This window comes from Paenibacillus algicola (assembly GCF_005577435.1).
Lineage (GTDB): Bacteria > Bacillota > Bacilli > Paenibacillales > Paenibacillaceae > Paenibacillus_AQ > Paenibacillus_AQ algicola.
Genome location: NZ_CP040396.1, coordinates 1,345,279 through 1,366,654, shown reverse-complemented (window position 1 = coordinate 1,366,654; position 21,376 = coordinate 1,345,279). Strand labels below are relative to the sequence as shown.

Sequence of the window (21,376 nt, the reverse complement as noted above, 5' to 3'; positions counted from 1 at the left end):
GTATAAAGTGGCTGAGTGTGTTTACATCAGCAACAAGAGTGGTACCGCGAGCCAAATCCTCGTCTCTTATAAGAGACGAGGATTTTTTTATTTTATCCTAGGAGGAAAGCATAATGCTGAGCCAGTTTATTAAATCATCCGTTCTAACCGCAGTTCAGGAAATCTTATCCTTATCGGGACAACCGGCGTCAGATGAAGCAAGCCTGCGGATCCAGATTCAGCAGCCTGCCAACATGAAGCATGGAGACTATTCAACCAATGCCGCCATGCAGCTGGCCAAGACACTGCGCAAACCGCCACTCTCTATCGCTCAAATGATTACAGAGGTACTCCAGCAAAACCCGAAATTTAGCGAGCTATTTCCGCAAATAGACATCGTTGCTCCCGGCTTCATCAATTTCAAAATCCATTGGACGGCCTGGGCCAAGATGAATACTGAAAAATCAGAGCCTGCAGGACAAAAAGTGGTAATCGAGCACACCTCCATTAATCCGAATAAATCAGCACATATCGGTCACTTGAGAAACTCCTGTATCGGGGACACTCTCGTTCGGCTGCTCAGGAAAAATGGATATCATGTAGAGGTCCACAATTATATCGATGATTTGGGGAATCAGCTGGCGGATACACTGGTTGGCCTGCTCCAGCAGCCTATAAATGGCAGCCACAAACGATTCGGCGATTTCTGCTGGGATGTTTACGCTGCGGTGAACCGGGCTTACAAGGAAAAACCTGATTTGCTGCAAAAAAGAACCGAAGTCCTTCATGCACTTGAAAAAGGCGATCAAAACATAGCCTGGATCGGCCTCATTACTGCAGAACGTATTGTGCGCGAGCATCTGGAAGAGATGCAGCAGTTTGGCATTGAATATGACCTGCTGGTTTGGGAGAGCAGCATTGTTAAAGAAGGTTTCTGGAACACCGCATTTCATCTGCTACAGCAAACACCTCTTTTTGTTCAAGAAACTCAAGGCAAGCTTGCGGGCTGCTGGGTGTTAAAACAAAACCATTCGGATGATGAAAGTTCGGGGGGCATGAGGACCCTAGAGCAGGATCACAGCTTGGATAAGGTGCTCGTGCGCTCTAACGGCATTTTGACCTATACGGCAAAAGACATTGCCTACCACTTGTGGAAATACGGGCTGCTGCAAAACGATTTTTCATATACAGGCTTTACTGAAGGGGTATGGACCACCGCGCCCAACAACACCGGTCAGATCAAGACGTTTGGACGGGCGGATGCCGTCATCAACGTAATTGACTATAGGCAGCAGTATCCACAAGCCATGGTAAAACAAGCGTTGGAGGTGCTTGGGTTTCAAGAAGAAGCGCAAAAGCTCCGCCATGTCAGCTACGGTGTCGTGTCTTTAAGTCCTGCCGCCGCTGAAGAATTGGGAGTGGATACATCGGAAAGAAAAGCTTCCTACGCCATGTCCGGGCGTCAGGGAATCGGAATCAAAGTCGCTGAGCTGATCGAACGCGTGGAAGCTTTTATAGAGGACCACCGCTCGGATAAAAACGGGCTGGCAAGCCGTGACATCGCTATCGCCTCGATCCGTTATTACCTGCTTCGGTTTGCTCTGCAAACTGAGGTGGTATTTGACTTGAAGCAGGCAACAGAGATTTCCGGGAACACCGGTGTCTATCTGCTGTATTCATACGCCCGGTCGCTGAGTGTGCTGAATAAAGCCGGCTTGAAGAATCAGCTGCCAGAGGCGCCCGAGCACATTGAGGCACTTGAGGTTCAGGAGCATGCCTTACTGCGACATATCAGCATGTGGAATGAAACACTCGCTGAGGCCGCGCAGGAGCTTTCACCGAGCACCATTTGTAACTATGCATACGAATTAGCTTCGCTCTTCAATCATTTTTATGCGGCTTGCCCTATTTTGAAATCAGAAGGTCCCCTGCATCAGCTTCGGGTCTGGTTGACCTTGTTATTCAGGGATACCCTTAAGGAAGCGTTGGATGTACTAGGCTTGCCCGCACCTGAAAGGATGTAACGCTGAGATATTGCCCTCTTTAATCGCCTGCTGGAGCATCTCGCCAAAGCTTAGGACGACTGAAGGCCGCGGAGCATGAGCCGGACGATTACGGCGGTGCCCTCAACCTTAACGTCTGCAATCATCCAGTTGACGGCCAGGCGCTGCTCCAGCAGCTTTAGCTGAGACTCTGACAGGGTCAGCCCCTCGATCATTCCTTCGCCAACCGTAAAGTCGGTTTCGGAATTCAGGCCGAACGTCTGCTCCAGCCATATTTTGAGACCGTTGCGGGTATTGAAGGTGATCCGGTAGCCCTCTTGAATGGCTTTTTGCAGATCCTCTCCATGCTCTTCGGCATAGCTGAACCATTCTTCGTAGCGGTAATGCTCATGCTGAGCCGGTGCAAACACCTGGAGTGACTGCTCTCTTACCCCCTGCAGCAGCTCTTCGGCAGACAGGCCGCAGCGACGGGCACGCTCCAGAAGAATGGCGGAATGCTGAGATATTTTTGGAATAGATACGGACATCTTGGAACCCCCCTTTGGGTTATAAAAAAACCGCCAAATCGGCGGTTTCATCTTTACTAATACGTCCCAGAAGGGATTCGAACCCCTGACCGACGGCTTAGAAGGCCGTTGCTCTATCCAGCTGAGCTACTGGGACATGAGCTATGTAATGGTATATCCATCAAAACAGTGACGAAGATTATTATAACGTAAGTTTATTCTTTTTCAAAGTATTTTTTTGCATTAGCTTCATGCTCTCCATAGCAATGCACCTCCACCCAGGGTAATAAAAAGAGTAAACCGCACCATATCATCCACATGGGAGGGATTTGCATGCGCCAGCTGTTGTCTTCGCTATCGTATTTCAGCATTTTTTTTGCTCCATTTCTGTTACCGATTGCCGTCTGGATTATCGCCGGGGACCGCTTTGTAAGGGAGCATGCCAAAAGAGCACTCCTCTCGCATCTGTTTCCTGTAGCCGCAGGCATTCTGCTGCTGATTATGGCCTTTAGTGCCGGGTCCTTCGGCGCAGTCATAGGATATGTCATTTTGTTCGCGATCATTTACTTCGGCACCTTCGTGTACAACATCATTCAAGGCATCCAGGTTCTCAGGGATTAAGGAAAAGCCGGACTGCTCACGCAGCCGGCTTTTTTTTTCGCTGCACTTACTCTCTTTCGAAAAGATAAACTTGGTGTTCATAACCAGCTGCTTCGCTCCCTGGCCTACATCCTATTGCCGCCGCCAAAAAACCGCTCATTCAGCTGCTGCTGAAGCGAGCCTGTGGACAGCAGCTGCTGCCTGAAGCTGTCGCGTTCCTCCTCCGCTGTCGCCATCAGGCTGCTTTCAAAAGCCGTATCTGTCGCATCCACAAACGCTTCGTGAAAGCTGTTGTCGTACCAGTCATACTCTAATGAGGCGTCGCTGCGGACGAGCTTGACCAGCTCGTAGCCTCCAACGGGTGCAGATGGAGACAGGTACGCCAGCACCGTAACGTCTCCGCTGCTTGCAGGGTACACTTCAATCTCCGCGCAAGGAGCTCCGTTGACCTCTGTCATTCTGCGAATCTTGGCATCCTTGATCTGATACATAATCCATCTCTCCTTCTTCTTTATAGATCCACCATAGGCTAGGCTGTTTTGTCATAACGGTCTTCCTAGTCATCCCTATTCCCGCTCCGGGGCATGAGCCTGTATTCTTCAATCAGGGCGCGTGTCTGTGCTGATCCCAATCGGTGAATACTCCGGTATACTTCATCCAAAGTGCCCTGAAAGCGAGCATTGGTCTCTGCTTCCGGCGTATCCGGCCAGGGGAAGACGAAGCCGGTAAAGTCCTCCTCTTCCTGCTCCTGCAGCAGCTCCAGCTGCATTCTTAGCTGCTCTGCTTCCTCTGAAGTCGCTTGAATCTCCCACTCATAGGCGCTCGCACCCTGTTCATTCAGGACCGAGCGGCCGTGAACGGACACATAGTATGTGGATTTATTCAACAGTCATCCCACTCCTTCGCTGGCGTGCTCCTCTTGTAGTTTTCGTTTAAGGACAGACATTTTATGCCTCCCTTCGGCATATATCTTTATCACTTTGGCGATTTTAGTCCCATGGAGAAGGTCAGCGGAGATCACATACAAAGAGAGGATGAACTACATGTGCGGAATAACCGGCTTTATACAATGGAATGGCGACCTGACCCAGGATTCCAGACTGCTGGTCAAAATGACAGAAACGTTAGCGCATCGCGGACCTGACGGCTCGGGAACCTGGATATCGGGCCCTTGTGCCTTTGGACATCGGCGCCTCAGTGTCATCGATCCCGAGAACGGAGCGCAGCCGATGATTATTCATCGGGAAGAAGAGGTTTATGCCATTGTGTATAACGGAGAACTATATAATGCAGGCGAATTAAAAAAAGAGCTGTCCAGCCGCGGTCACTCCTTCAGGACCACATGCGATACAGAGGTGCTGCTAGTGTCCTACATGGAGTGGGGGCCGGACTGTCTGGAGCGGCTTAACGGCATCTTTGCCTTTGCGATCTGGGACAGCGTTCAGGAGCAGGTATTTCTTGCGCGGGATCGCGTCGGGGTAAAGCCGCTATTCTACAGCTATGTGGATGGGACGCTTGTGTTCGGCTCCGAGCCGAAAGCGATTTTGCAGCATCCTAAAGTGGAGCCTGTCGTAGGTCCGGAAGGCTTGGCCGAGGTCTTCATCGTAGGCCCCGCGCGGACACCGGGCCACGGTGTATTCCGCGATCTGGCCGAGCTTCGTCCCGGACGCGCCATGATCTTCAATCGGGAAGGGCTGCGCACCTACACATACTGGAAGCTTGAAAGCCGGCCTCACGAGGATGACGAAGCCCGGACAGCGGCTTATTTGAGAGAGCTGATTCAGGATACGGTCGAGCGTCAGCTTGTTTCGGACGTCCCGGTATGCTCCCTGCTCTCCGGTGGTCTGGATTCCAGTGCCCTGTCCGCCCTAGCGGTGCAGTACTATACCCGCACAGGACAAGGGCAGGTCCATACGTATTCTGTCGATTATGTCGATAACGACAAGCATTTCAAATCCCACGCCTTTCAGCCGGGTGCCGATGCGCCCTGGATTCAGCGAATGCAGGAAGAGCTCAAATCCAAGCATCACTGGATTGAATTTGACACACCGGAGCTTGTCAATACACTGGAGCTGTCAACCGAGAAACGGGATTTGCCGGGAATGGCGGATGTGGATGCTTCTCTGCTGCTCTTCTGCCAGGAAATCAAGAAGGGCGCAACGGTTGCGATTTCTGGCGAGGCCGCAGATGAAATTTTTGGCGGCTACCCTTGGTTCCACCGCGAGGAGGCTCTTCAATCCGGAACGTTCCCCTGGTCTGTTGCTCCCCAGCTGCGCAGTGAGCTGCTATCTCCGGAAATCCGGGAATGGATCTCACCGCTTGAATATCTTGCTGACCGGTACAGCGATGCGGTGGCGGAGGTGCCGCTGCTGGAAGGCGAGGATGCCGGGCAGGCCAGAATGCGCGTCATGTCGTATCTGAACATTACACGCTTCATGCCTACTCTGCTGGACCGGAAGGACCGTATGAGCATGGGGGCGGGGCTGGAGGTCCGCGTACCGTACACGGATCATCGCCTGATCGATTACGTGTTTAATATTCCGTGGAGCATCAAGACCGCAGGCGGACGGGAAAAGGGTATTCTCCGCAAGGCGCTGGAAGGCGTGCTGCCCCAGGATGTCCTGTACCGCAAGAAAAGCCCTTATCCAAAGACCCATAATCCGAATTATCTTTCCGCTGTCAAGCAGCGCATGCTCCATGTGCTGGAGGATTCTTCTTCGCCGATTCTTCCGCTCATTGATGCCGCTAAAATAAGGGAGCTCGCCGCTTCGTCAGAAGCCTCGTCTAATCTCCCCTGGTTTGGCCAGCTGATGTCCGGCCCTCAGCTGTTTGCCTACTTAACTCAAGTGAATCATTGGCTCAAAGCCTACAAAATTTCTATTAAATAAGAAGTCTGCAGCCATAGGTAACATAAAAAGCCCGCGCCCCGGAGTATCTTGATCCCGGGGCGCGGGCCTTCATGCTTATGACTGAAATTCCCGAAGTCTGTCTGTCAACGCCCGCAGGGCGTGACCCCGGTGGCTGATTTCCTGCTTCTCCGCAAGCGTCAGCTCCGCCATCGTCTTGCCGTAAGGCTTCAGATAGAACAGGGGATCGTAGCCGAAGCCGCCCTCTCCATGAGGCTTGGCGGTAATCCAGCCGTCTATCGTGCCTCGGGTCTCTATATGCTCGCCGCTGTGCGGATCATACAGGACCAGGACACATACAAACTGAGCTTGGCTTAACAAAGGCTCTCCGGCATCGTCTGCCGTGCGCAGACGCTCCAGCTCGGTCAGCAGCTTGCGGTTGTTTGCTTCATCGTCCCCATGGGTTCCTGCATAACGTGCCGAATATACCCCGGGATCTCCGCCCAGCGCATCCACACACAAGCCCGAGTCATCCGCGAGCACAGGCAGATTCAGGGCATCTCCGATGATTTTTGCTTTCTTGATAGCATTATCGGCGAAGGTCGTTCCATCCTCAATGACATCCGGCAGATCCGGATAATCGAACATGCTCTGTACAGACCACCCGAAGGCCGCAAAAGCATGGGCAAACTCCTTCACCTTTCCCGGGTTCCGCGTTGCGACAATAATACTATTTCCGGTCAGCTTCATATCTTACACCCCGCTTCTGGAGCCCGCTGTGCCAATCCTATCTGCAATCGGCCCCAGAATTTCCCGCTGGCGGGCAATCAGCTCCGAAATCCCTTTCTCGCCCAGCTCCAGCATGTCATTCAGCTCGGAGCGCGAATACGGAGCTTCTTCCCCGGTGCCCTGAACCTCCACGAATTTGCCGCTGCCGGTCATCACAAGGTTCATATCCACCTTCGCCTTGGAATCCTCTTCATAGTTCAAATCCAGCAGCGCCCGGCCTCCTGCAATGCCGACGCTGACCGAGGCCAGATAGTCGGTAATGGGGAATACATTCAGCTTGTGCTGCTCAGCGATCTTGTTGACTGCAATGCTGAGCGCTATAAAGGCCCCCGTGATGGAGGTAGTCCGCGTACCGCCGTCCGCCTGGATGACATCACAATCCAACGTAATGGTACGCTCGCCTAAAGCATGCAGATTCACAACAGAGCGCAATGCCCGACCGATCAGCCGCTGAATTTCCATCGTCCGGCCGCTGAGCTTGCCGCGGTTGGCTTCACGCTGGTTACGGGAATGTGTCGCCCGAGGCAGCATGGAGTACTCGGCAGTGACCCAGCCTTTTCCTTGTCCTTTCAGAAACGGAGGAACCTTCTCGTCCACCGTTGCGGTGACCAGCACTTTGGTTTCTCCCATTTCGATGTACACGGAGCCTTCTGCATATTTATTGACATGAGTTGATAAATTCAAGGGCCGAAGCTCGTCGTTCTTGCGTCCGTTAGATCTCATCTTTTTGCCTCCTACTTTATCGCAATACTGGTTAGCTTCCTTTATTTTAACAAAGGTGACGCATAAAAGCACCCTGCCGGAATCAGATTGGAATCTCGTTGATATGCTCCGGACGGCTGACCGGCTGGCTATAGCTCACACTGTCCGTACCGGTTACCTCAGCCAGATCATTCATTTTGATCTTTACTTTAGTGGCTCCGGCATTCTCTGTCACCGTCAGGACGACAGCCTGCAGCAGCTCCGCCGGGATGTGATCACCCTGCTGGAACATGCTGTCGCTTAAAGCCACGGTCAGCGATCCGTCTTCTCCCTGCTCTACGCCTGTCAGTGTCGTTCCTCCCGTCATCACCATCGCGAGCCCGTCACCAAACTGCGGTCCGCGGATCAGCTCATGCACAGCCGCCTGAACAGCATCCTGTCCGGCAGGCACCAGGCGCGTTACCGGAACATAATACTGTACTCCTCCTGGCGTCACTCCAGAAAAGTACACCGTCACCGGTGAGGACTGACTGTACTGGGTATCATCCGCTTTCTGCAGATTAATGCCCATGGTGCGGGACAATGGGCGATCCAGCGGGGTGCGGTTTAGCGGCATCTCGGTCAGCTTCTCCCCCGCTACCCACAGCTCCGCCTTCTCGACTCCCTTTTGCCCTGTGAGCGTCCAGGTCAGGGCTTCCAGAATCCGCCGTTCCTCCTTGTGATCGTACTTCTTGAATACTTCGTTAAACTCTACCATGGCGAGCTTGCGTTCTGCGTCTACAGTCACATTCGTCACTTCTGTGCCTGCCGGCAGCACACCGCTGAAGCCTTCAGGGATGTAGCCGGCGTACGGGCTGTTCTTCACCAGCACCATGATTGCACTGGAAATCGGGTCTTTGGCACTGTCTTTGGGTAAAGCAAGAGTAACGGGGGCAAGCATACCCTTCGAGTCCGAGAGGTATACTGTATTCTGGACTGCATCATCTGCCAGAACGGGAATGACGCTGGCGCTGCTGTTCGCCGCGCCGATCATTTGGGCCTCGAGCTGCGCTGGCGGCGGATCCACGGCCTCCGACTCTTTCCCCCCGAAGGGACCGCAGCCCGCCAGCAGAATAGGTACCGCCAGCAAGCCAGCGGCTGAAAGTCCGCGAATGGAGTGCTTCTGTGTCATGTATAGTTCCTCCCTACATTTTGTACAGGTTGTACTCCTATGTATACGAGCTCTTTTCCAAAACATGACCGTCATTTACCCTTTCTGGACAAAGCACCTGCCGGACAAGTACAATCAATACCAACCCTACTTACACCAGAACGGAGGATGAGTATGACAGAAGCTAACATTCCTTACAGCCTGAACAGCAAGAAGGTTGCCGAAGCGACCACCCGCCTGCTTCATGAACGCGGGGTCACCATGGAAGAGATCGCCGAGCTGGTCATGTTTCTGCAGAAGAAATATTATCCCGACCTGACCATGCAGGAGTGCATCGAGAACGTCGAAAGCGTGCTCGCCAAGCGGGAAATTCAGAACGCCGTCCTGACCGGCATTCAGCTGGATATTTTGGCAGAGCAGGGTCAGCTGATGTCCCCGCTGCAGGAAATGCTCTCCAATGACGAAAGCTTATACGGTGTCGATGAGGTCCTCGCCTTCTCGATCGTCAATGTGTATGGAAGCATCGGCTTCACCAACTATGGTTATGTAGACAAGCTGAAGCCGGGCGTTCTGCAGCGGCTCAATGATAAATCGGATCATACGATACACACCTTCCTCGATGATATTGTCGGAGCCGTAGCCGCGGCTGCCAGCAGCCGGATCGCGCATCGCAAGCAGGGCGAGCGGGAGATCGAGCTGACGGGAGATACCGAGGAGAATCATAACCTCTAGCCTGCAGCAAAGCCGGTTTGGGAAGCTCCCAGCCGGCTTTATTGTGCTCCATATGCTTTAAAGCTTCAGGCATTGCTCAGCCCGAGCCCGAATCTCGGCGCTCATGCTTGCATGTACGGGATAGATGCTTTCCAGGAAATCCAGAATGATCAGCGCAGCTTGCGGTGTGTTCTCATAGCCCTGAAGCATGGAGCCCAGCTTCTTGGAGAAGACCGGAAAGCGGATTTCCAGCCTGCGCTCCTGGCCGAAGGGATCCGGAAACCCTTCCGACTCGTTTTCCAACAGATGAAGAATGGACATGAGGCCATCCAGAGGATAGCCCTGCACAAATTTAAAGGCCGACATTTTCTCTCCACGCAAATAGCGCCCCAGGCCCACATACAGATTCGTTACGGCTTCACCAACGACATGATCCAGAGACTTTGCTCGCCGTGATGGAATACAGCCGCGTCCTGCTGCAAGATCATCGGGAATCAGAGCCGAGCTTTTCCATATCATCCGTCCCCCGGTGTATAGTGCACGCTCCAGCTCATCCTGCTCAAATACGGCAAATTCTCCGTAAATCCCATCCTGGAACAAAAATTTATAGCCGATCTCACAATTCATAAACCGGTACGCCAGCGGACAAACGACCTCAAGCCAATCCAGAGAATCAATCAGCTCCTGCTTGCGTCCAGGCCTTGCAATGACAAAAAAATCAAGATCCGAATATTCATCCAGCCGTGCAGTCTCCACTCCCACAGAGCCCAGGCCAAACAAGGCCAGCGCCTCTTCCTTCTTCGACAAAGCTCTCCCGATTGCGTCCAGCCGCTCCAGCAAGGGGTTCGTATGCATAAGCATTCTCCTTCTCATATCTCTTATTTTACAGGGTGTAACAGTGAGTATACGGACGCTCATAACATCAAAAAAAGGGTTCAACCTCTTCAGATCGAGAGGTTGAACCCTTGGGGGTTACATAGCCTTTAGGTTAGAAACAATGGATGATGCCTTCAGCTCTCACGGCGCACGGGAGCAATATCCCAAATATCTGCAGCATAACGCTCAATCGTACAGTCACTTGAAAAATGCCCGCTGTTCGCGATGTTCACGATGGACTTGCTTGCCCAAGAGACGGAATCGCGGTAAGCCTGCTCTACCTGCTTCTGAGCAGCCGCATAATCATCAAAATCCCGCAGGACGAAGAACTCATCATTATGGTCGAGCAACGCCTGACGAATGATTTCAAACTCCCGTTCGTGGCAGCAGAACGGCCCTTCTGTCACGAGAGAATCCAGCACGCGCCGCAGGCGGGCATCCTGATGATAAAGTTCCCGAGCGACATACCCTCCATGACGATAGTAGTTCAGCACCTCTTGCGAGCGGAGCCCGAACAGGAACATATTCTCCTCGCCAAGCAGATCGAACATTTCCACATTCGCGCCGTCCAGCGTGCCAATGGTCAGCGCCCCGTTCATCATAAACTTCATATTTCCGGTACCGGACGCTTCCTTCCCCGCTGTCGAGATTTGTTCACTGACGTTAGCCGCCGGAATAATCTTCTCTGCCAGAGATACCGAGTAGTTCTCCAGAAAGACCACCTTCAGCTGCTGTGACACCTGAGGATCCCGGTTAATGACATCTGCGGCCACATTAATCAGCTTGATAATGCTCTTCGCCAAGTAGTAGCCCGGCGCGGCTTTAGCGCCGAAGATGAAGGTTCTTGGGACACGCTCGACATTCGGCTGATCCTTGATTTCGTGATACAGGTGGATCACATGCAAAATGTTCATCAGCTGCCGCTTGTAGCCATGCAATCGTTTTACCTGAACGTCAAAAATAGACTCCGGATCCACCATAACTCCCTGCTTGTCTTGGATATAAGCTGCCAGGCGCCGCTTATTGTCCAGCTTGATGCCCATCAGGACATCCTGTATGTGCCGGTCATCCTTGAACTTCGCAAGCTCCTTCAGCTGCAGAGGAGAGGTGGTCCAGCCGCTGCCGATGGCTTCGCTAATCAGGCTGCTGAGCTTCGGATTGGCATGCATGAGCCAGCGGCGATGTGTTATGCCGTTCGTTTTATTATTGAACCGATCCGGATACAGCTCATAGAAGGGCTGCATGACATCGGTTTTTAGCAGCTCGGTATGCAGACCGGCTACGCCATTAATGCTGTTGCTGCCTGCTATGGCAAGATGCGCCATTTTGACCTGGCCGCTCTCCAGAATGGCCACCTGGGACACAAACTCCTGAGACCGTCCCTCCTCCAGTAGCTGGCCGCAGAAACGTTTGTTGATTTCCTCAATAATCATATAGATGCGTGGCAGCAGCTCCCGAATCATATTCTCAGGCCACTTCTCCAGCGCTTCGCTGAGCAGTGTATGATTCGTATAGGATACGGTTCGAACGGTAATGTCCCACGCTTCGTCCCAGCCAAAGCCCTGCTCATCCATCAGAATCCGCATCAGCTCCGGAATGACCAGGGTGGGGTGCGTATCATTAATATGCACAGATACCTTCTCCGGCAGCTCCGTGTAAGGAAGCTTCAGCTTCTCAAAGGTTCGAAGCAGGCTTTGCAAGCCGGCGGAGCACAGGAAGTACTGCTGCTTGAGCCGGAGCAGCTTGCCTTCATAGCCGGAGTCATCGGGATACAGAAATTCCGAGATTGACTGCACGGAACGGCTGTAATTCAAGAAGGAATAATAGCTGTTTTGGCCATCCTGCGCCATCTTGATAGGATCTACGGCGGATTCCGCACTCCACAGACGCAGCGTGTTCACTCTGCCTTCGCCATGGCCAATGACCGGCACATCATAAGGAACGGCCCATACCTTCTCGTACCCGGTAGTCTCAAACACTGTGCGTCCGTCCCGCTCACTCATCTCGACACGGCCCCAGAAACGGACCTCTACCTTCTTGTCGGGACGGCGCTCTTCCCACACATTGCCCCGCTGAAGCCAGTCATCCGGCAGCTCCACCTGATGGCCGTCGATAATCTTTTGTTCAAACAGACCGTATTTATAGCGGATGCCGCAGCCGTGTCCGGCATATTGGAGCGAAGCAAGAGAATCCAGAAAGCAGGCGGCCAGGCGGCCTAAGCCGCCGTTGCCAAGCCCTGCATCCGGCTCCTGGGACTCGATCTCATCAAGATCCCAGCCGAGCTCCTTCAAGCCGTCCCGGACGGTCTCCAGCATGCCGATATTCAGCAGATTGTTGCCGAGCAGGCGCCCGATCAGAAACTCCATGGAGAAGTAGTATACCTGCTTCTCTTCCTGTACCTTCGCGATCCGGTTGCTTTCCGCCCAATCCCGGCCAATATTTTCACGGATTAAGGATCCTAAAATTTTGTACACATCGCCGGCTGTTGCTTCTTCCATACTCTTGCCGAGCCGACTAACGAGCTGCTCCTGAAATGACGCCTTGAACAATTCTTTATTGTTAAACAAAAGATGAAGCCTCCTGACCATAGTAAAAATTTAAATCACCGTATCCTTGGCAACGACGTACGGCTTGCGTACATCTCCCTGCAGCTTGATTCCTGCGGTAATTCTGACGTCTTTGTCCAGTATGACATTCTCCAGCACCACACCCTCTTCAATGACGCATTTCTGCATAATGATCGAGTTATGGATGCGCGCCCCTTCCTTGACCTTCACGCCGCGGAACAGAATGCTGTTCTCCACCTGGCCATCAATCTGACAGCCATTTGCCACCAGAGAATGGTTAACCTGCGCTCCCTCCAGATATTTGGCCGGAACCTCATACTTGATCTTGGTCAGCACCGGCTGCGGATCAAACAGAGCGTGGAAGGTATCCGGATTAAGCAGCTCCAGACTGTTGCGGTAATAGCTTTCCAGTGAGTTAATGACCGCATGATAGCCGGTATGCTGATAAGCGGCAATCTTGAGCTTATGCCGATTCTTTTGGATGGCATCCCGGAAAACATGGCTTTCCTGGTGGGCAATGCATTGGTTGACGAGCTGCAGAAACAGATTTTTTTCCATAATAAACATTTCCATATAAATGTTCCGGTTGTCCTGCTCATGATGAATATCCGTGACCCGTCCATCCTCTGCAACGTCCAGGCGAACACAAGGGCGGTGCTCCGGGAGCAGCTCCTCGGGAGTGCTGTAAATCAGAGTCACGTCAGCCCCCTGCTGGATATGATATTCATAGGCGGCGCTGAAATCCACACTGCCTAAATGCTGACTGCCGGAGTACACAATATGCGGTGCCGGACCGCGCTCGAAAAAATCCAGATTATTATAAATGTGCTGCATTTCTCCGATAGATACATCTGACGGATCGTTCCAGTCCGGAGGGAGAATAAATAATCCGCCCCGCTTCCGGTCCAGATCCCAGGGACCGCCTTCTCCCAGATGATCCAGCAGGGAGCGGTATTTGCGGCGCACGAACAGCGCGATATCCTCCACCCCGGAGTGCATCATATTCGACATTACAAAATCGATCAGCCGGTAGCGTCCGGCAAAAGGCACAGCCGCACCGCAGCGGAAATAGGTCAGCTCACTCAGTACATCCAGCTCGTGGTCCAAATTAATTACGCCGATCATGGATTTCATCGTCTACACCGTCCCTCATTATAATAGCTATGCTGCAGGCTCATCAGCGCTGGGTACTTTAATGACTCCCGGTCGCTTCCGGCGACACGTCCGCCTCCTCCTCGCTGATCAGCCTGATTTCGGAATCGTCTTCTCCCTGCGGACCAATGACGCTCCCGTCCGGGATGACCATGTTCTCCGTCACAATGGCGCGATGGATGGTGACATTCCGCCCGATCTTCACCTTCGGCATAATGACCGAATCGGTAATCACGCTGCCCTCACCAACCTCTACGCCGTAGAACAACACGGATTGGCGGACCTCGCCGTATACCCGGCAGCCCTCATTAATCATACAGTTGCTGACCTTGGCCAGTGGAGCGATGTACTGAGCCGGCTGATTGGGGTTTCGGGTATAGATGCGCCAGTCGGGATCGTTCAGATCCAGCTTGGGATGCTCGGAGAGCAGATCCATATTACCTTCCCACAGGCTCTGGACGGTTCCGACGTCTTTCCAGTAGCCCTCAAACGGATACGCATACAGGGTACGGTTCTCCTCCAGCATTAATGGAATAATGTCTTTGCCAAAATCGTGAGTCGTATCGGGATTGCGGACGTTCATCAGCAGATACTCACGCAGCATTTCCCAGCGGAAAATATAGACTCCCATGGAAGCCAGCGTACTCTTGGGCTGCGCGGGCTTCTCTTCGAATTCGTAGATCCGCAGGTCATCCTCGGTGTTCAGAATTCCGAACCGGGTCGCCTCCTCCATGGATACATTCACGACGGAAATGGTGCAGTCGGCATTTTTTTCTTTATGGTATTGAAGCATCCGGTCATAGTTCATCTTGTAGATGTGATCCCCGGAAAGAATCAGCACATGCTCCGGATTGTATTGCTCAATAAATTTCAGGTTTCTGAAAATCGCATCCGCTGTTCCCCGGTACCAGGTTGTCCCGTCCTCCCGTTCGTAGGGAGGGAGCACGAAAACACCACCGTTCTTCCGGTCCAGATCCCAGTCGCTGCCTACCCCGATATAGGAGTGGAGCACGAGCGGCTCATACTGTGTCAGCACCCCGACAGTGTCGATGCCTGAATTTGCGCAGTTGGACAATGGAAAATCAATAATACGGTAAGTCCCGCCGAAATATACGGCCGGCTTTGCCAGATTGCGGGTAAGGCTTTTCAGCCGTTTGCCCTGGCCTCCGGCAAGCAGCATCGCTACCATTTCTTTTCTTTTCATGGCAGATTCTCCTTTGCGTATGGTATGAGGGGTGCGGCCTTGCCTTCATAAATGGAAAACGGCCGTACCGGTAATGCGAGTGTACTCTGGGCGGCTGGCGCCTATGCCTGAGAGATGCGGCCAAAGGAGAAATCCGGGGAAAGCCCTTATGTACAAAGCCAAGCGGCTCAGGCGGCGAAAAAAACAGCCATTACACATCATTAAACGTTTATCCGGACTCATAATCCGGCTATCTCTACCATATTCGAAAATGCGTTGTCCATAAACCTTTATGTCAGCAGGGTGTGAGGATTAGTTTAAGGAAAGCCGTGATTTATTCTGGCACGGCAAACGAAATCCATCCATCCGGGTGCTCCCGGGGCACGGCTCGGGAGCGCCGGGACAGCTCGGCGAGATGGGCCAGCGCTTCGCACATGGCGAAGCGCATCTGGTGGATGCCGAGCCGGCCGCCGAAGAGGGCGGTGCACACCTCGAAGGCGCTTTGGGGGCCGGCCGTCTGCAGAAGGTCGGCCGCGGTGTCCAGCCGCTCCTCGTGATGGGCGAGGAGCGCGTCAATCCGTTCACGGTAATGCGTGAACGGGTTTCGGTGTCCGGGATACGCAGTCCGGACCGGGAGCTCCCGGAGGCGGCGCAGCCCCTCCAGGAAGCTGTGCAGCGGCTGGGCGTCGCTGCCCGGCAGCAGGCTGACGTTCGGCGAGATTTGCGGCAGCACGGCATCGCCGCAAATCAGGTCGCCGCTCTCTGCATGCCAGAAGGACAAGTGTCCCGGTGCATGTCCATGGGTCTGTACCGCTTGCCACAAACGTCCGCCAAGCGGCACAACATCACCATCTCGCAGAAAGCGCGCCTGCGGAGCCGGCTTGACCTGCGGCAGGAAGGAGTCCAGATGCCCCGGCAGCTGCTCCAGCCACGCTGCAGGCATGCCATGAATGCGAAAGAACGCCGGCAGGTCTGCACTCATGCTGCTGTGCTTGCCCCACATGAGCTTCGCTTCCTGATGAGCACGCTCCGACATCCATACCGCAGCCCCGCTGAGCTCCTGAAAAAAGCCTGCCAAGCCGTAATGATCCGGATGATGGTGAGTCAACACGATCGAGGTGATCTCTTGCACCTGCATTCCAAGCTTCTGCAATACCAGCTCCCATTCCCGCTCTGCCCGCGCCGTGCGAGGCCCGGGATCAATAACGGCAAGCTCCCTACCGTGCTGCAGCACATAGCTGTTTACCCAGCGCAGCGGATTATCCAGCGGGATTTTAATCTGAATCAGGCCGCTGCTGTACTGGAGGATTTCCGGCTCATGGGATAAGATGTTCAGCTCCATCATCATTTCCTTTCCGGGGCCATGGCGGCGAGACCCTTTACGGCCAGAACAGCCCGTTCCAAGGCTTCTATTGAAGTGATACTCTCCTTCACGCCCTCTCTTCCTAACCACTCCACCTCTTGATCTCCCGCTCCTCTCCCCACAATAATGACCATCGGGGCTCCTGCGAGATCGGCATCTTTGAACTTTACGCCAGCCCGCTCCTCCCGGTCATCCAGCAGCACGTCTATTCCTGCTTGTGTCATCTGGACGTACAGCTGCTCAGACAGCTCTCGCTGAGCATCATCCTTCATGGATATTGGAATAATATGCACATGGAATGGAGCGATGGACAGCGGCCAAATCAAGCGTTCTTCTGTAATGCTCTGTTCTGCAACGGCTGCCATGACCCGGGATACCCCAATGCCGTAGCATCCCATGACGAACGGCTTCTGCTGCCCATCCTGATCAACAAACGTTGCATCCAGTGCAGCACTATATTTGGTACCCAGTTTGAATACATGCCCAAGCTCAATTCCGCGGTGAAATTCCAGCTCTGAGCCGCAAAGCAGACATTTGTCTCCCGGCTCCGCATTCCGAAAATCGCCCGTCTGCTCTAAAGAAAAGTGAATGCCTGGAACGATGCCTCGCACATGGGTATCTAAGAGGTTTGCACCTGCCACTGCTGCTGTCATCTCTGCCACCTCCTTATCCGCAAGGATTGGAAGTACAAGTCCAGCCGGACCAGCGAATCCCATTTCAGCTCCTGTTACGGCAAGCACAGTCTCGGGGGATGCCAAGGCAACATGCTCTGCTTGCAAATCATTTTTCACTTTCACTTCATTCACTTCGCGGTCTCCGCGTACGAGAACTGCAACAAGCTGTCCGTCCGCTTCATAGATCAGCGTTTTGATGATTTTTACCGGCGGCACAACCAGAAAATCGGCCAGCTCTGTTATCGTTTTGATCCCAGGGGTATAGACTTGCTCCGGCTCTAAAGCGGCTTCCTCTGCATGCTGTTCAGGATCAGCCTTAGCATCACTTGCACAGGCTTTAACCCTGAAGCCAGCCCGCTCTAGGTTCGCGGCATAGCTGCAAGCGCTGCAGGATACAACGGTATCCTCTCCAATCTCGGCCAGCGCCATGAACTCATGCGTTTCACCCTGTCCGCCAATTGCGCCGCTGTCTGCTTCCACAGCCCGGAATTCGAGACCCATGCGCTGAAAGATCCGCTCATACGCAGCAAACATTTGACGATAAACCACATCCAGCCCTTCCCAGTCCCGATCAAAGGAGTAAGCATCTTTCATGAGAAACTCACGGCCACGAAGCAAGCCGAAGCGCGGTCTGCGTTCGTCACGGAATTTGGTCTGAATCTGATACACATTAACTGGAAGCTGGCGATAAGATGAGATTTCCTGACGGGCAATGCTGACCACTACTTCTTCGTGGGTAGGTCCTAATGCAAATTCCCGTTCGTGACGGTCATGCATCCGCATTAACTCCGGACCATACAGCTCGTAACGACCGGAAGCCTTCCATAGCTCTGCCGGCTGCATGGCCGGCATATGCAGTTCCTGAGCGCCGGCTGCATCCATTTCTTCACGGATGATGCATTCAATTTTTCGTAATACCTTGTAACCTAGCGGAAGAAAGGAGTAAATACCGGATGCCGCCTGACGAATATATCCGCCTCTCAGCATCCATTGGTGGCTCCGTGCTTCTGCCTCGGCAGGCACTTCCCTTAAGGTAGACATCAATAACTTGCTTTGACGCATGGACTCCCAGCTCCTTTTGAATAATGGACATCGTTTAAATGATGAATAACGCAAAAAAAGCACGCTCGTCTGAAGGGACGAATGTGCTCGCGGTACCACCCTGTTTCGATCTGTCCTGCTCAGGCAGGCAACAGATCCTCTCATCGGCAATAACGGGCCGGGCCGGTCTATTGGCCGTTTCACCCGCTAGGCTCAAGAGACAACTCCAAGGGAAGGAAGACTACAGTCGTGCGCGAGAAGCCTCTCAGCCTGGGGCTTCCTCTCTGACGCGCCGTCATCTGTATCTTATAATCCTTGATCAACGTTATTATGCGAAATGGATTTGCCCATACCTTACCTTGTCCCTGCCGATAAAGTCAAGCGAAAACAGAGCTATACCGGATACAGCTCCTCGTAACGCTCGGCCTTTCCCTTGCAATCCCGGCAAAATCCACGGACAACGCCCGCTTCATTCGCATAAAAAATGAGTGTGCTGCGCTGTTTGCATCTGCTGCAGGCTTGTGCCTTATGCTGGCGTTTCTTTCTTGCCTCTTCAAGGGAGATTACATTTCTGCTGGTTCTGGGGGCAGGTTTACGAAGGAAGTAGAACAGTCCAATAACGGCAATGACTGTAATCGGAAGCAGGTAGATCAGGAGTTTGTCCATGCCAAGCCCTCCCACAATAAGTTCTTTTTTGTTAAATACCCATTTGGCATTTGACTCACTCAGCGAAGCTGAACTTTTTTTATTGTGCCTAAATTCATTATACACAAAAGAGCTCCCTTTTCCCGATGGAAAAGAGAGCTTTCGCGCAAAGGTGTGTATGCGGCAGGACGTCAGATTTTCAGCTCTCCCAGCTTGATCAGTTCAACGACGGCTTGCGAACGGCCTTTGACGTTCAGCTTTTGCATAACATTGGAGATGGGGTTTGAAGCACACCGAGAAGATATAAAAGGAGGATTAATCAGTTTACTGCATTTTACGGCGTAACAATTACAGGTGTTTTTTCATAATCATCAAAGTACCATGTTTGATAATTATCTATTGATCGATCTGTGGCATTCACTCCCTCGACCCCGGGGCCATAATAGGAGGACATATATTCGTAATCTGCCTTGCCTTTTGGATTACTGTGAAATCGAATAATAATGTGTGGGTAGGGCTGGTCATCACCTTCAGCATAATGTTTAAAATAGATCTCTTCTATTGTAGTCTCTTTAAACTCCTCGGTAAGGATCAGTTCTCTTGTCTCAACAAAAATGTTCTCGCTGACCTCTTTATCTGTATTTTCTTTGAGATGGTAATTAAAGGTTACTTGGGTCGGTGCCATCTGGATTTTCAGATCAGCTATTTCTTTATATTCGGTGCGAACACTCTTCTTAAAATCGGTCAGTTGTTCTGTTTTGACATTTGTAGAGGTAGTACAACCGATTAAAAACAATATAAAAATTAATAAAAGTGAAATACTTCTCTTTACCATAAAGCCACCTCCTTCTAACAAAACAGAAACTCGATTGATTTCGTCAATATTATATGCAGATAATGTCGACTGGTAAACTCCGAAAATACGAAGTTCTAGTCAAACATATTAGTTTATTTTGCGGCCTATACAATGCAGAAAAAAGCAGGGCTTTTTCACTCCTAATTCTATACACTCAATCGCATATTTTCTTTATCCGTTTCTTTTTAATATGCGATTAGTTCAATACGAGCTGTCTGAGCCGTTATAGTCTGCGGGTCTCATATGATGAATCTGTACTTCGGCTAAGTAAAGCTAAAGATGCGTGCTTGGCTGGGCACGCTACCACAAAAAAGCTCTCTTTTCCCGATGGAAAAGAGAGCTTCGCGCAAAGGTGTGTATGCGGCAGGACGTCAGATTTTCAGCTCTCCCAGCTTGATCAGTTCAACGACGGCTTGCGAACGGCCTTTGACGTTCAGCTTTTGCATAACATTGGAAATATGGTTTGAAGCACACCTCTGTGGCATTCACTGCCTCGACTCCAGGGCTATAGGCCATAATAGGAGGACATATATTCGTAATCCACCTTGTCTGATGACTCTGAACCTTTAGGCATGAATATTCTCCTCTCGGTGCAGATCTCATTCATACCCATGCGGGCCAGGACTCAAAAATTACCAAACGATCGTCCTTATCGTTCCGAGGAGACCTTCCGCCATCCTCTGGAAGCCCAGGTCGGTCGGATGTTTGCCGTCCACCGTGCATTCATCATAATCAACACTGCCCAGGAGAATGGAACCGTCAAAGAAAAAGATATGCCGATCCCCTTCCTCACGAAGTCTGCGGACAAGCTTATGCTGAAAAGCTGCTTGCTCCTCTCTCTCGCGGATCCATGCAGGATCATGAGTCTCTAGACTGTAACGGAGCCGAGAAACGACAAGAATGGGAGTTACAGGATGAGCAGTGCGGTACACTGTGATAAACTCTGGAAGTGTGATCTGGAACTCCTCTGGATCGCCATCAGCTTCATAATCAAGAATGAGGCAAGCCGGGCAGGAAATGGTAGAGATAAGCTGGGCAGCTTCCGGCGCAGCCCTCCCGCTGCCCGCAAAGCTTAGATTGATAATCTCTAGCGGCATGCTTCGGCTCAGAATATTGGGATATGCCATTGCAGGACGGGAGGCATAGCCACCCTGGGTGATGGAGGTTCCGTAAAGCAGGATCTTCTGATTTGAAGCAAACGGTGGCGGAGCTGATAGCGAGGCTCCCTGATCTACTCCTATCCATAGCTCGTCTATACCTTGAAAGAGAGGCAAATACAGCGTAACTGTCTCCATGCTACTTGGCCTATTCTGATACAGTACGGATTCATATTCAGATTGCATCCAGTCATACTTGGTCGTCGCCATATACCACATACGGTCAACATCCCCAATGTAGCAGTCCACCCCGCATTGCCCTGTCGCAGGCATATACACCATATCCGCCTTCCCTTTCAGTCTGACCCGAATCGATAGAGAGGCAGAGTCTGTGCGAAAACGGATCTGAGCGCCAGACAGATGGTTAGCGCTGTCACCAACAGCCTCCTCCAGTTTCTTGTCCAATACAACAGGGAGCCTTCGATATTGACGTTCCTCAGTAAACCAGGCCAAGCCTATCACCTGAAATGGCTCCTCTAACGGTGACAGCCAGTCAACATCATCATGAGCTCTGCTGCTCCCTTTCATAGCAGGGTCATATCGTGTAATATCATTGTCGCTCCGGGACATATAAAA

General features: G+C 52.2%; 19 protein-coding genes, 1 tRNA gene, 2 pseudogenes and 1 other annotated feature (1 of these 23 cut by a window edge). Of the genes and pseudogenes, 4 read left to right on the top strand and 18 right to left on the bottom strand.

Annotated features, from left to right (window positions below; genetic code table 11):
* Nucleotides 1-70, top strand: a binding site (T-box leader); it begins 147 nt to the left of the window's first position.
* 43 nt (nt 71-113) lie between these two features.
* The gene (locus E6C60_RS06055) at nt 114-2,003 is read left to right on the top strand and encodes an arginine--tRNA ligase (protein ID WP_138225044.1); all 1,890 of its coding nucleotides are present in this window, start codon (nt 114-116) and stop codon (nt 2,001-2,003) included.
* A gap of 50 nt (nt 2,004-2,053) precedes the next feature.
* Here the strand turns inward: E6C60_RS06055 and E6C60_RS06050 are convergent, their stop codons facing one another.
* Both E6C60_RS06050 and E6C60_RS06045 read right to left on the bottom strand, forming a co-directional pair.
* Nucleotides 2,054-2,509, bottom strand: a complete 456-nt coding sequence (locus E6C60_RS06050; protein WP_138225043.1) for a hypothetical protein — start codon at nt 2,507-2,509, stop codon at nt 2,054-2,056.
* Between the two features lie 62 nt (nt 2,510-2,571).
* Nucleotides 2,572-2,645: transfer RNA gene (locus E6C60_RS06045), tRNA-Arg, on the bottom strand.
* Between the two features lie 176 nt (nt 2,646-2,821).
* On the opposite strand from E6C60_RS06045, the gene E6C60_RS06040 reads away from it, so the two are divergent.
* The gene (locus E6C60_RS06040; protein ID WP_138225042.1) at nt 2,822-3,109 is read left to right on the top strand and encodes a magnetosome magnetite crystal formation protein family; all 288 of its coding nucleotides are present in this window, start codon (nt 2,822-2,824) and stop codon (nt 3,107-3,109) included.
* A 104-nt stretch (nt 3,110-3,213) separates the two neighbouring features.
* On the opposite strand, the gene E6C60_RS06035 is transcribed toward E6C60_RS06040, so the two are convergent.
* Both E6C60_RS06035 and E6C60_RS06030 read right to left on the bottom strand, forming a co-directional pair.
* Nucleotides 3,214-3,579 (bottom strand): hypothetical protein, encoded by a 366-nt coding sequence (locus E6C60_RS06035; protein WP_138225041.1) that lies wholly within the window; start codon nt 3,577-3,579, stop codon nt 3,214-3,216.
* A gap of 65 nt (nt 3,580-3,644) precedes the next feature.
* On the bottom strand, nt 3,645-3,974 hold the full coding sequence (locus E6C60_RS06030; protein WP_138225040.1) for a hypothetical protein: 330 nt from the start codon (nt 3,972-3,974) through the stop codon (nt 3,645-3,647).
* Between the two features lie 157 nt (nt 3,975-4,131).
* Here E6C60_RS06030 and asnB point away from each other — a divergent pair, with 157 nt between their 5' ends.
* A complete protein-coding gene (asnB, locus tag E6C60_RS06025) occupies nt 4,132-5,976 on the top strand; it encodes an asparagine synthase (glutamine-hydrolyzing) (protein WP_138225039.1) in 1,845 nt (614 codons plus the stop codon).
* 75 nt (nt 5,977-6,051) lie between these two features.
* Here asnB and E6C60_RS06020 read toward each other — a convergent pair whose 3' ends face one another.
* From E6C60_RS06020 to E6C60_RS06010, 3 genes are all read right to left on the bottom strand, one after another.
* Nucleotides 6,052-6,684 carry an XTP/dITP diphosphatase gene (locus E6C60_RS06020; RefSeq protein WP_138225038.1) on the bottom strand — a complete coding sequence of 211 codons (633 nt, stop codon included), beginning with the start codon at nt 6,682-6,684 and terminating at the stop codon, nt 6,052-6,054.
* A 3-nt stretch (nt 6,685-6,687) separates the two neighbouring features.
* The gene (rph, locus tag E6C60_RS06015) at nt 6,688-7,446 is read right to left on the bottom strand and encodes a ribonuclease PH (RefSeq protein WP_138225037.1); all 759 of its coding nucleotides are present in this window, start codon (nt 7,444-7,446) and stop codon (nt 6,688-6,690) included.
* Between the two features lie 82 nt (nt 7,447-7,528).
* Nucleotides 7,529-8,596, bottom strand: a complete 1,068-nt coding sequence (locus E6C60_RS06010) for a GerMN domain-containing protein (protein ID WP_138225036.1) — start codon at nt 8,594-8,596, stop codon at nt 7,529-7,531.
* A gap of 153 nt (nt 8,597-8,749) precedes the next feature.
* On the opposite strand from E6C60_RS06010, the gene E6C60_RS06005 reads away from it, so the two are divergent.
* Nucleotides 8,750-9,307 (top strand): phosphatidylglycerophosphatase A family protein, encoded by a 558-nt coding sequence (locus tag E6C60_RS06005; protein WP_175415224.1) that lies wholly within the window; start codon nt 8,750-8,752, stop codon nt 9,305-9,307.
* A gap of 57 nt (nt 9,308-9,364) precedes the next feature.
* Here E6C60_RS06005 and E6C60_RS06000 read toward each other — a convergent pair whose 3' ends face one another.
* The 11 genes and pseudogenes from E6C60_RS06000 to E6C60_RS05950 all read right to left on the bottom strand — a co-directional run bounded on the left by E6C60_RS06000 (nt 9,365) and on the right by E6C60_RS05950 (nt 21,328).
* Entirely contained in the window at nt 9,365-10,141 is a 777-nt protein-coding gene (locus E6C60_RS06000; RefSeq protein WP_233281165.1) for a hypothetical protein, read from the bottom strand.
* A gap of 155 nt (nt 10,142-10,296) precedes the next feature.
* The gene (locus E6C60_RS05995) at nt 10,297-12,729 is read right to left on the bottom strand and encodes a glycogen/starch/alpha-glucan phosphorylase (protein WP_138225034.1); all 2,433 of its coding nucleotides are present in this window, start codon (nt 12,727-12,729) and stop codon (nt 10,297-10,299) included.
* Nucleotides 12,730-12,759: 30 nt separating this feature from the next.
* Complete coding sequence (gene glgD / locus E6C60_RS05990; RefSeq protein WP_138225033.1) at nt 12,760-13,863, bottom strand: glucose-1-phosphate adenylyltransferase subunit GlgD; 1,104 nt, start codon at nt 13,861-13,863, stop codon at nt 12,760-12,762.
* A 58-nt stretch (nt 13,864-13,921) separates the two neighbouring features.
* Nucleotides 13,922-15,085 (bottom strand): glucose-1-phosphate adenylyltransferase, encoded by a 1,164-nt coding sequence (locus E6C60_RS05985; protein ID WP_138225032.1) that lies wholly within the window; start codon nt 15,083-15,085, stop codon nt 13,922-13,924.
* Nucleotides 15,086-15,398: 313 nt separating this feature from the next.
* Nucleotides 15,399-16,406, bottom strand: a complete 1,008-nt coding sequence (locus E6C60_RS05980) for an MBL fold metallo-hydrolase (protein WP_233281218.1) — start codon at nt 16,404-16,406, stop codon at nt 15,399-15,401.
* 2 nt (nt 16,407-16,408) lie between these two features.
* A complete protein-coding gene (locus E6C60_RS05975) occupies nt 16,409-18,163 on the bottom strand; it encodes a proline--tRNA ligase (protein ID WP_138225031.1) in 1,755 nt (584 codons plus the stop codon).
* Between the two features lie 372 nt (nt 18,164-18,535).
* Nucleotides 18,536-18,808 (bottom strand): hypothetical protein, encoded by a 273-nt coding sequence (locus E6C60_RS05970; protein ID WP_138225030.1) that lies wholly within the window; start codon nt 18,806-18,808, stop codon nt 18,536-18,538.
* Between the two features lie 170 nt (nt 18,809-18,978).
* Nucleotides 18,979-19,071: pseudogene (locus E6C60_RS21295) on the bottom strand (helix-turn-helix domain-containing protein); the annotation flags it as partial.
* A 50-nt stretch (nt 19,072-19,121) separates the two neighbouring features.
* Entirely contained in the window at nt 19,122-19,622 is a 501-nt protein-coding gene (locus tag E6C60_RS05960) for a hypothetical protein (RefSeq protein ID WP_138225029.1), read from the bottom strand.
* Between the two features lie 392 nt (nt 19,623-20,014).
* Nucleotides 20,015-20,110: pseudogene (locus E6C60_RS05955) on the bottom strand (LuxR C-terminal-related transcriptional regulator); the annotation flags it as partial.
* Nucleotides 20,111-20,275: 165 nt separating this feature from the next.
* Nucleotides 20,276-21,328 carry an SGNH/GDSL hydrolase family protein gene (locus E6C60_RS05950; RefSeq protein ID WP_217496388.1) on the bottom strand — a complete coding sequence of 351 codons (1,053 nt, stop codon included), beginning with the start codon at nt 21,326-21,328 and terminating at the stop codon, nt 20,276-20,278.
* Nucleotides 21,329-21,376: the final 48 nt, after the last annotated feature.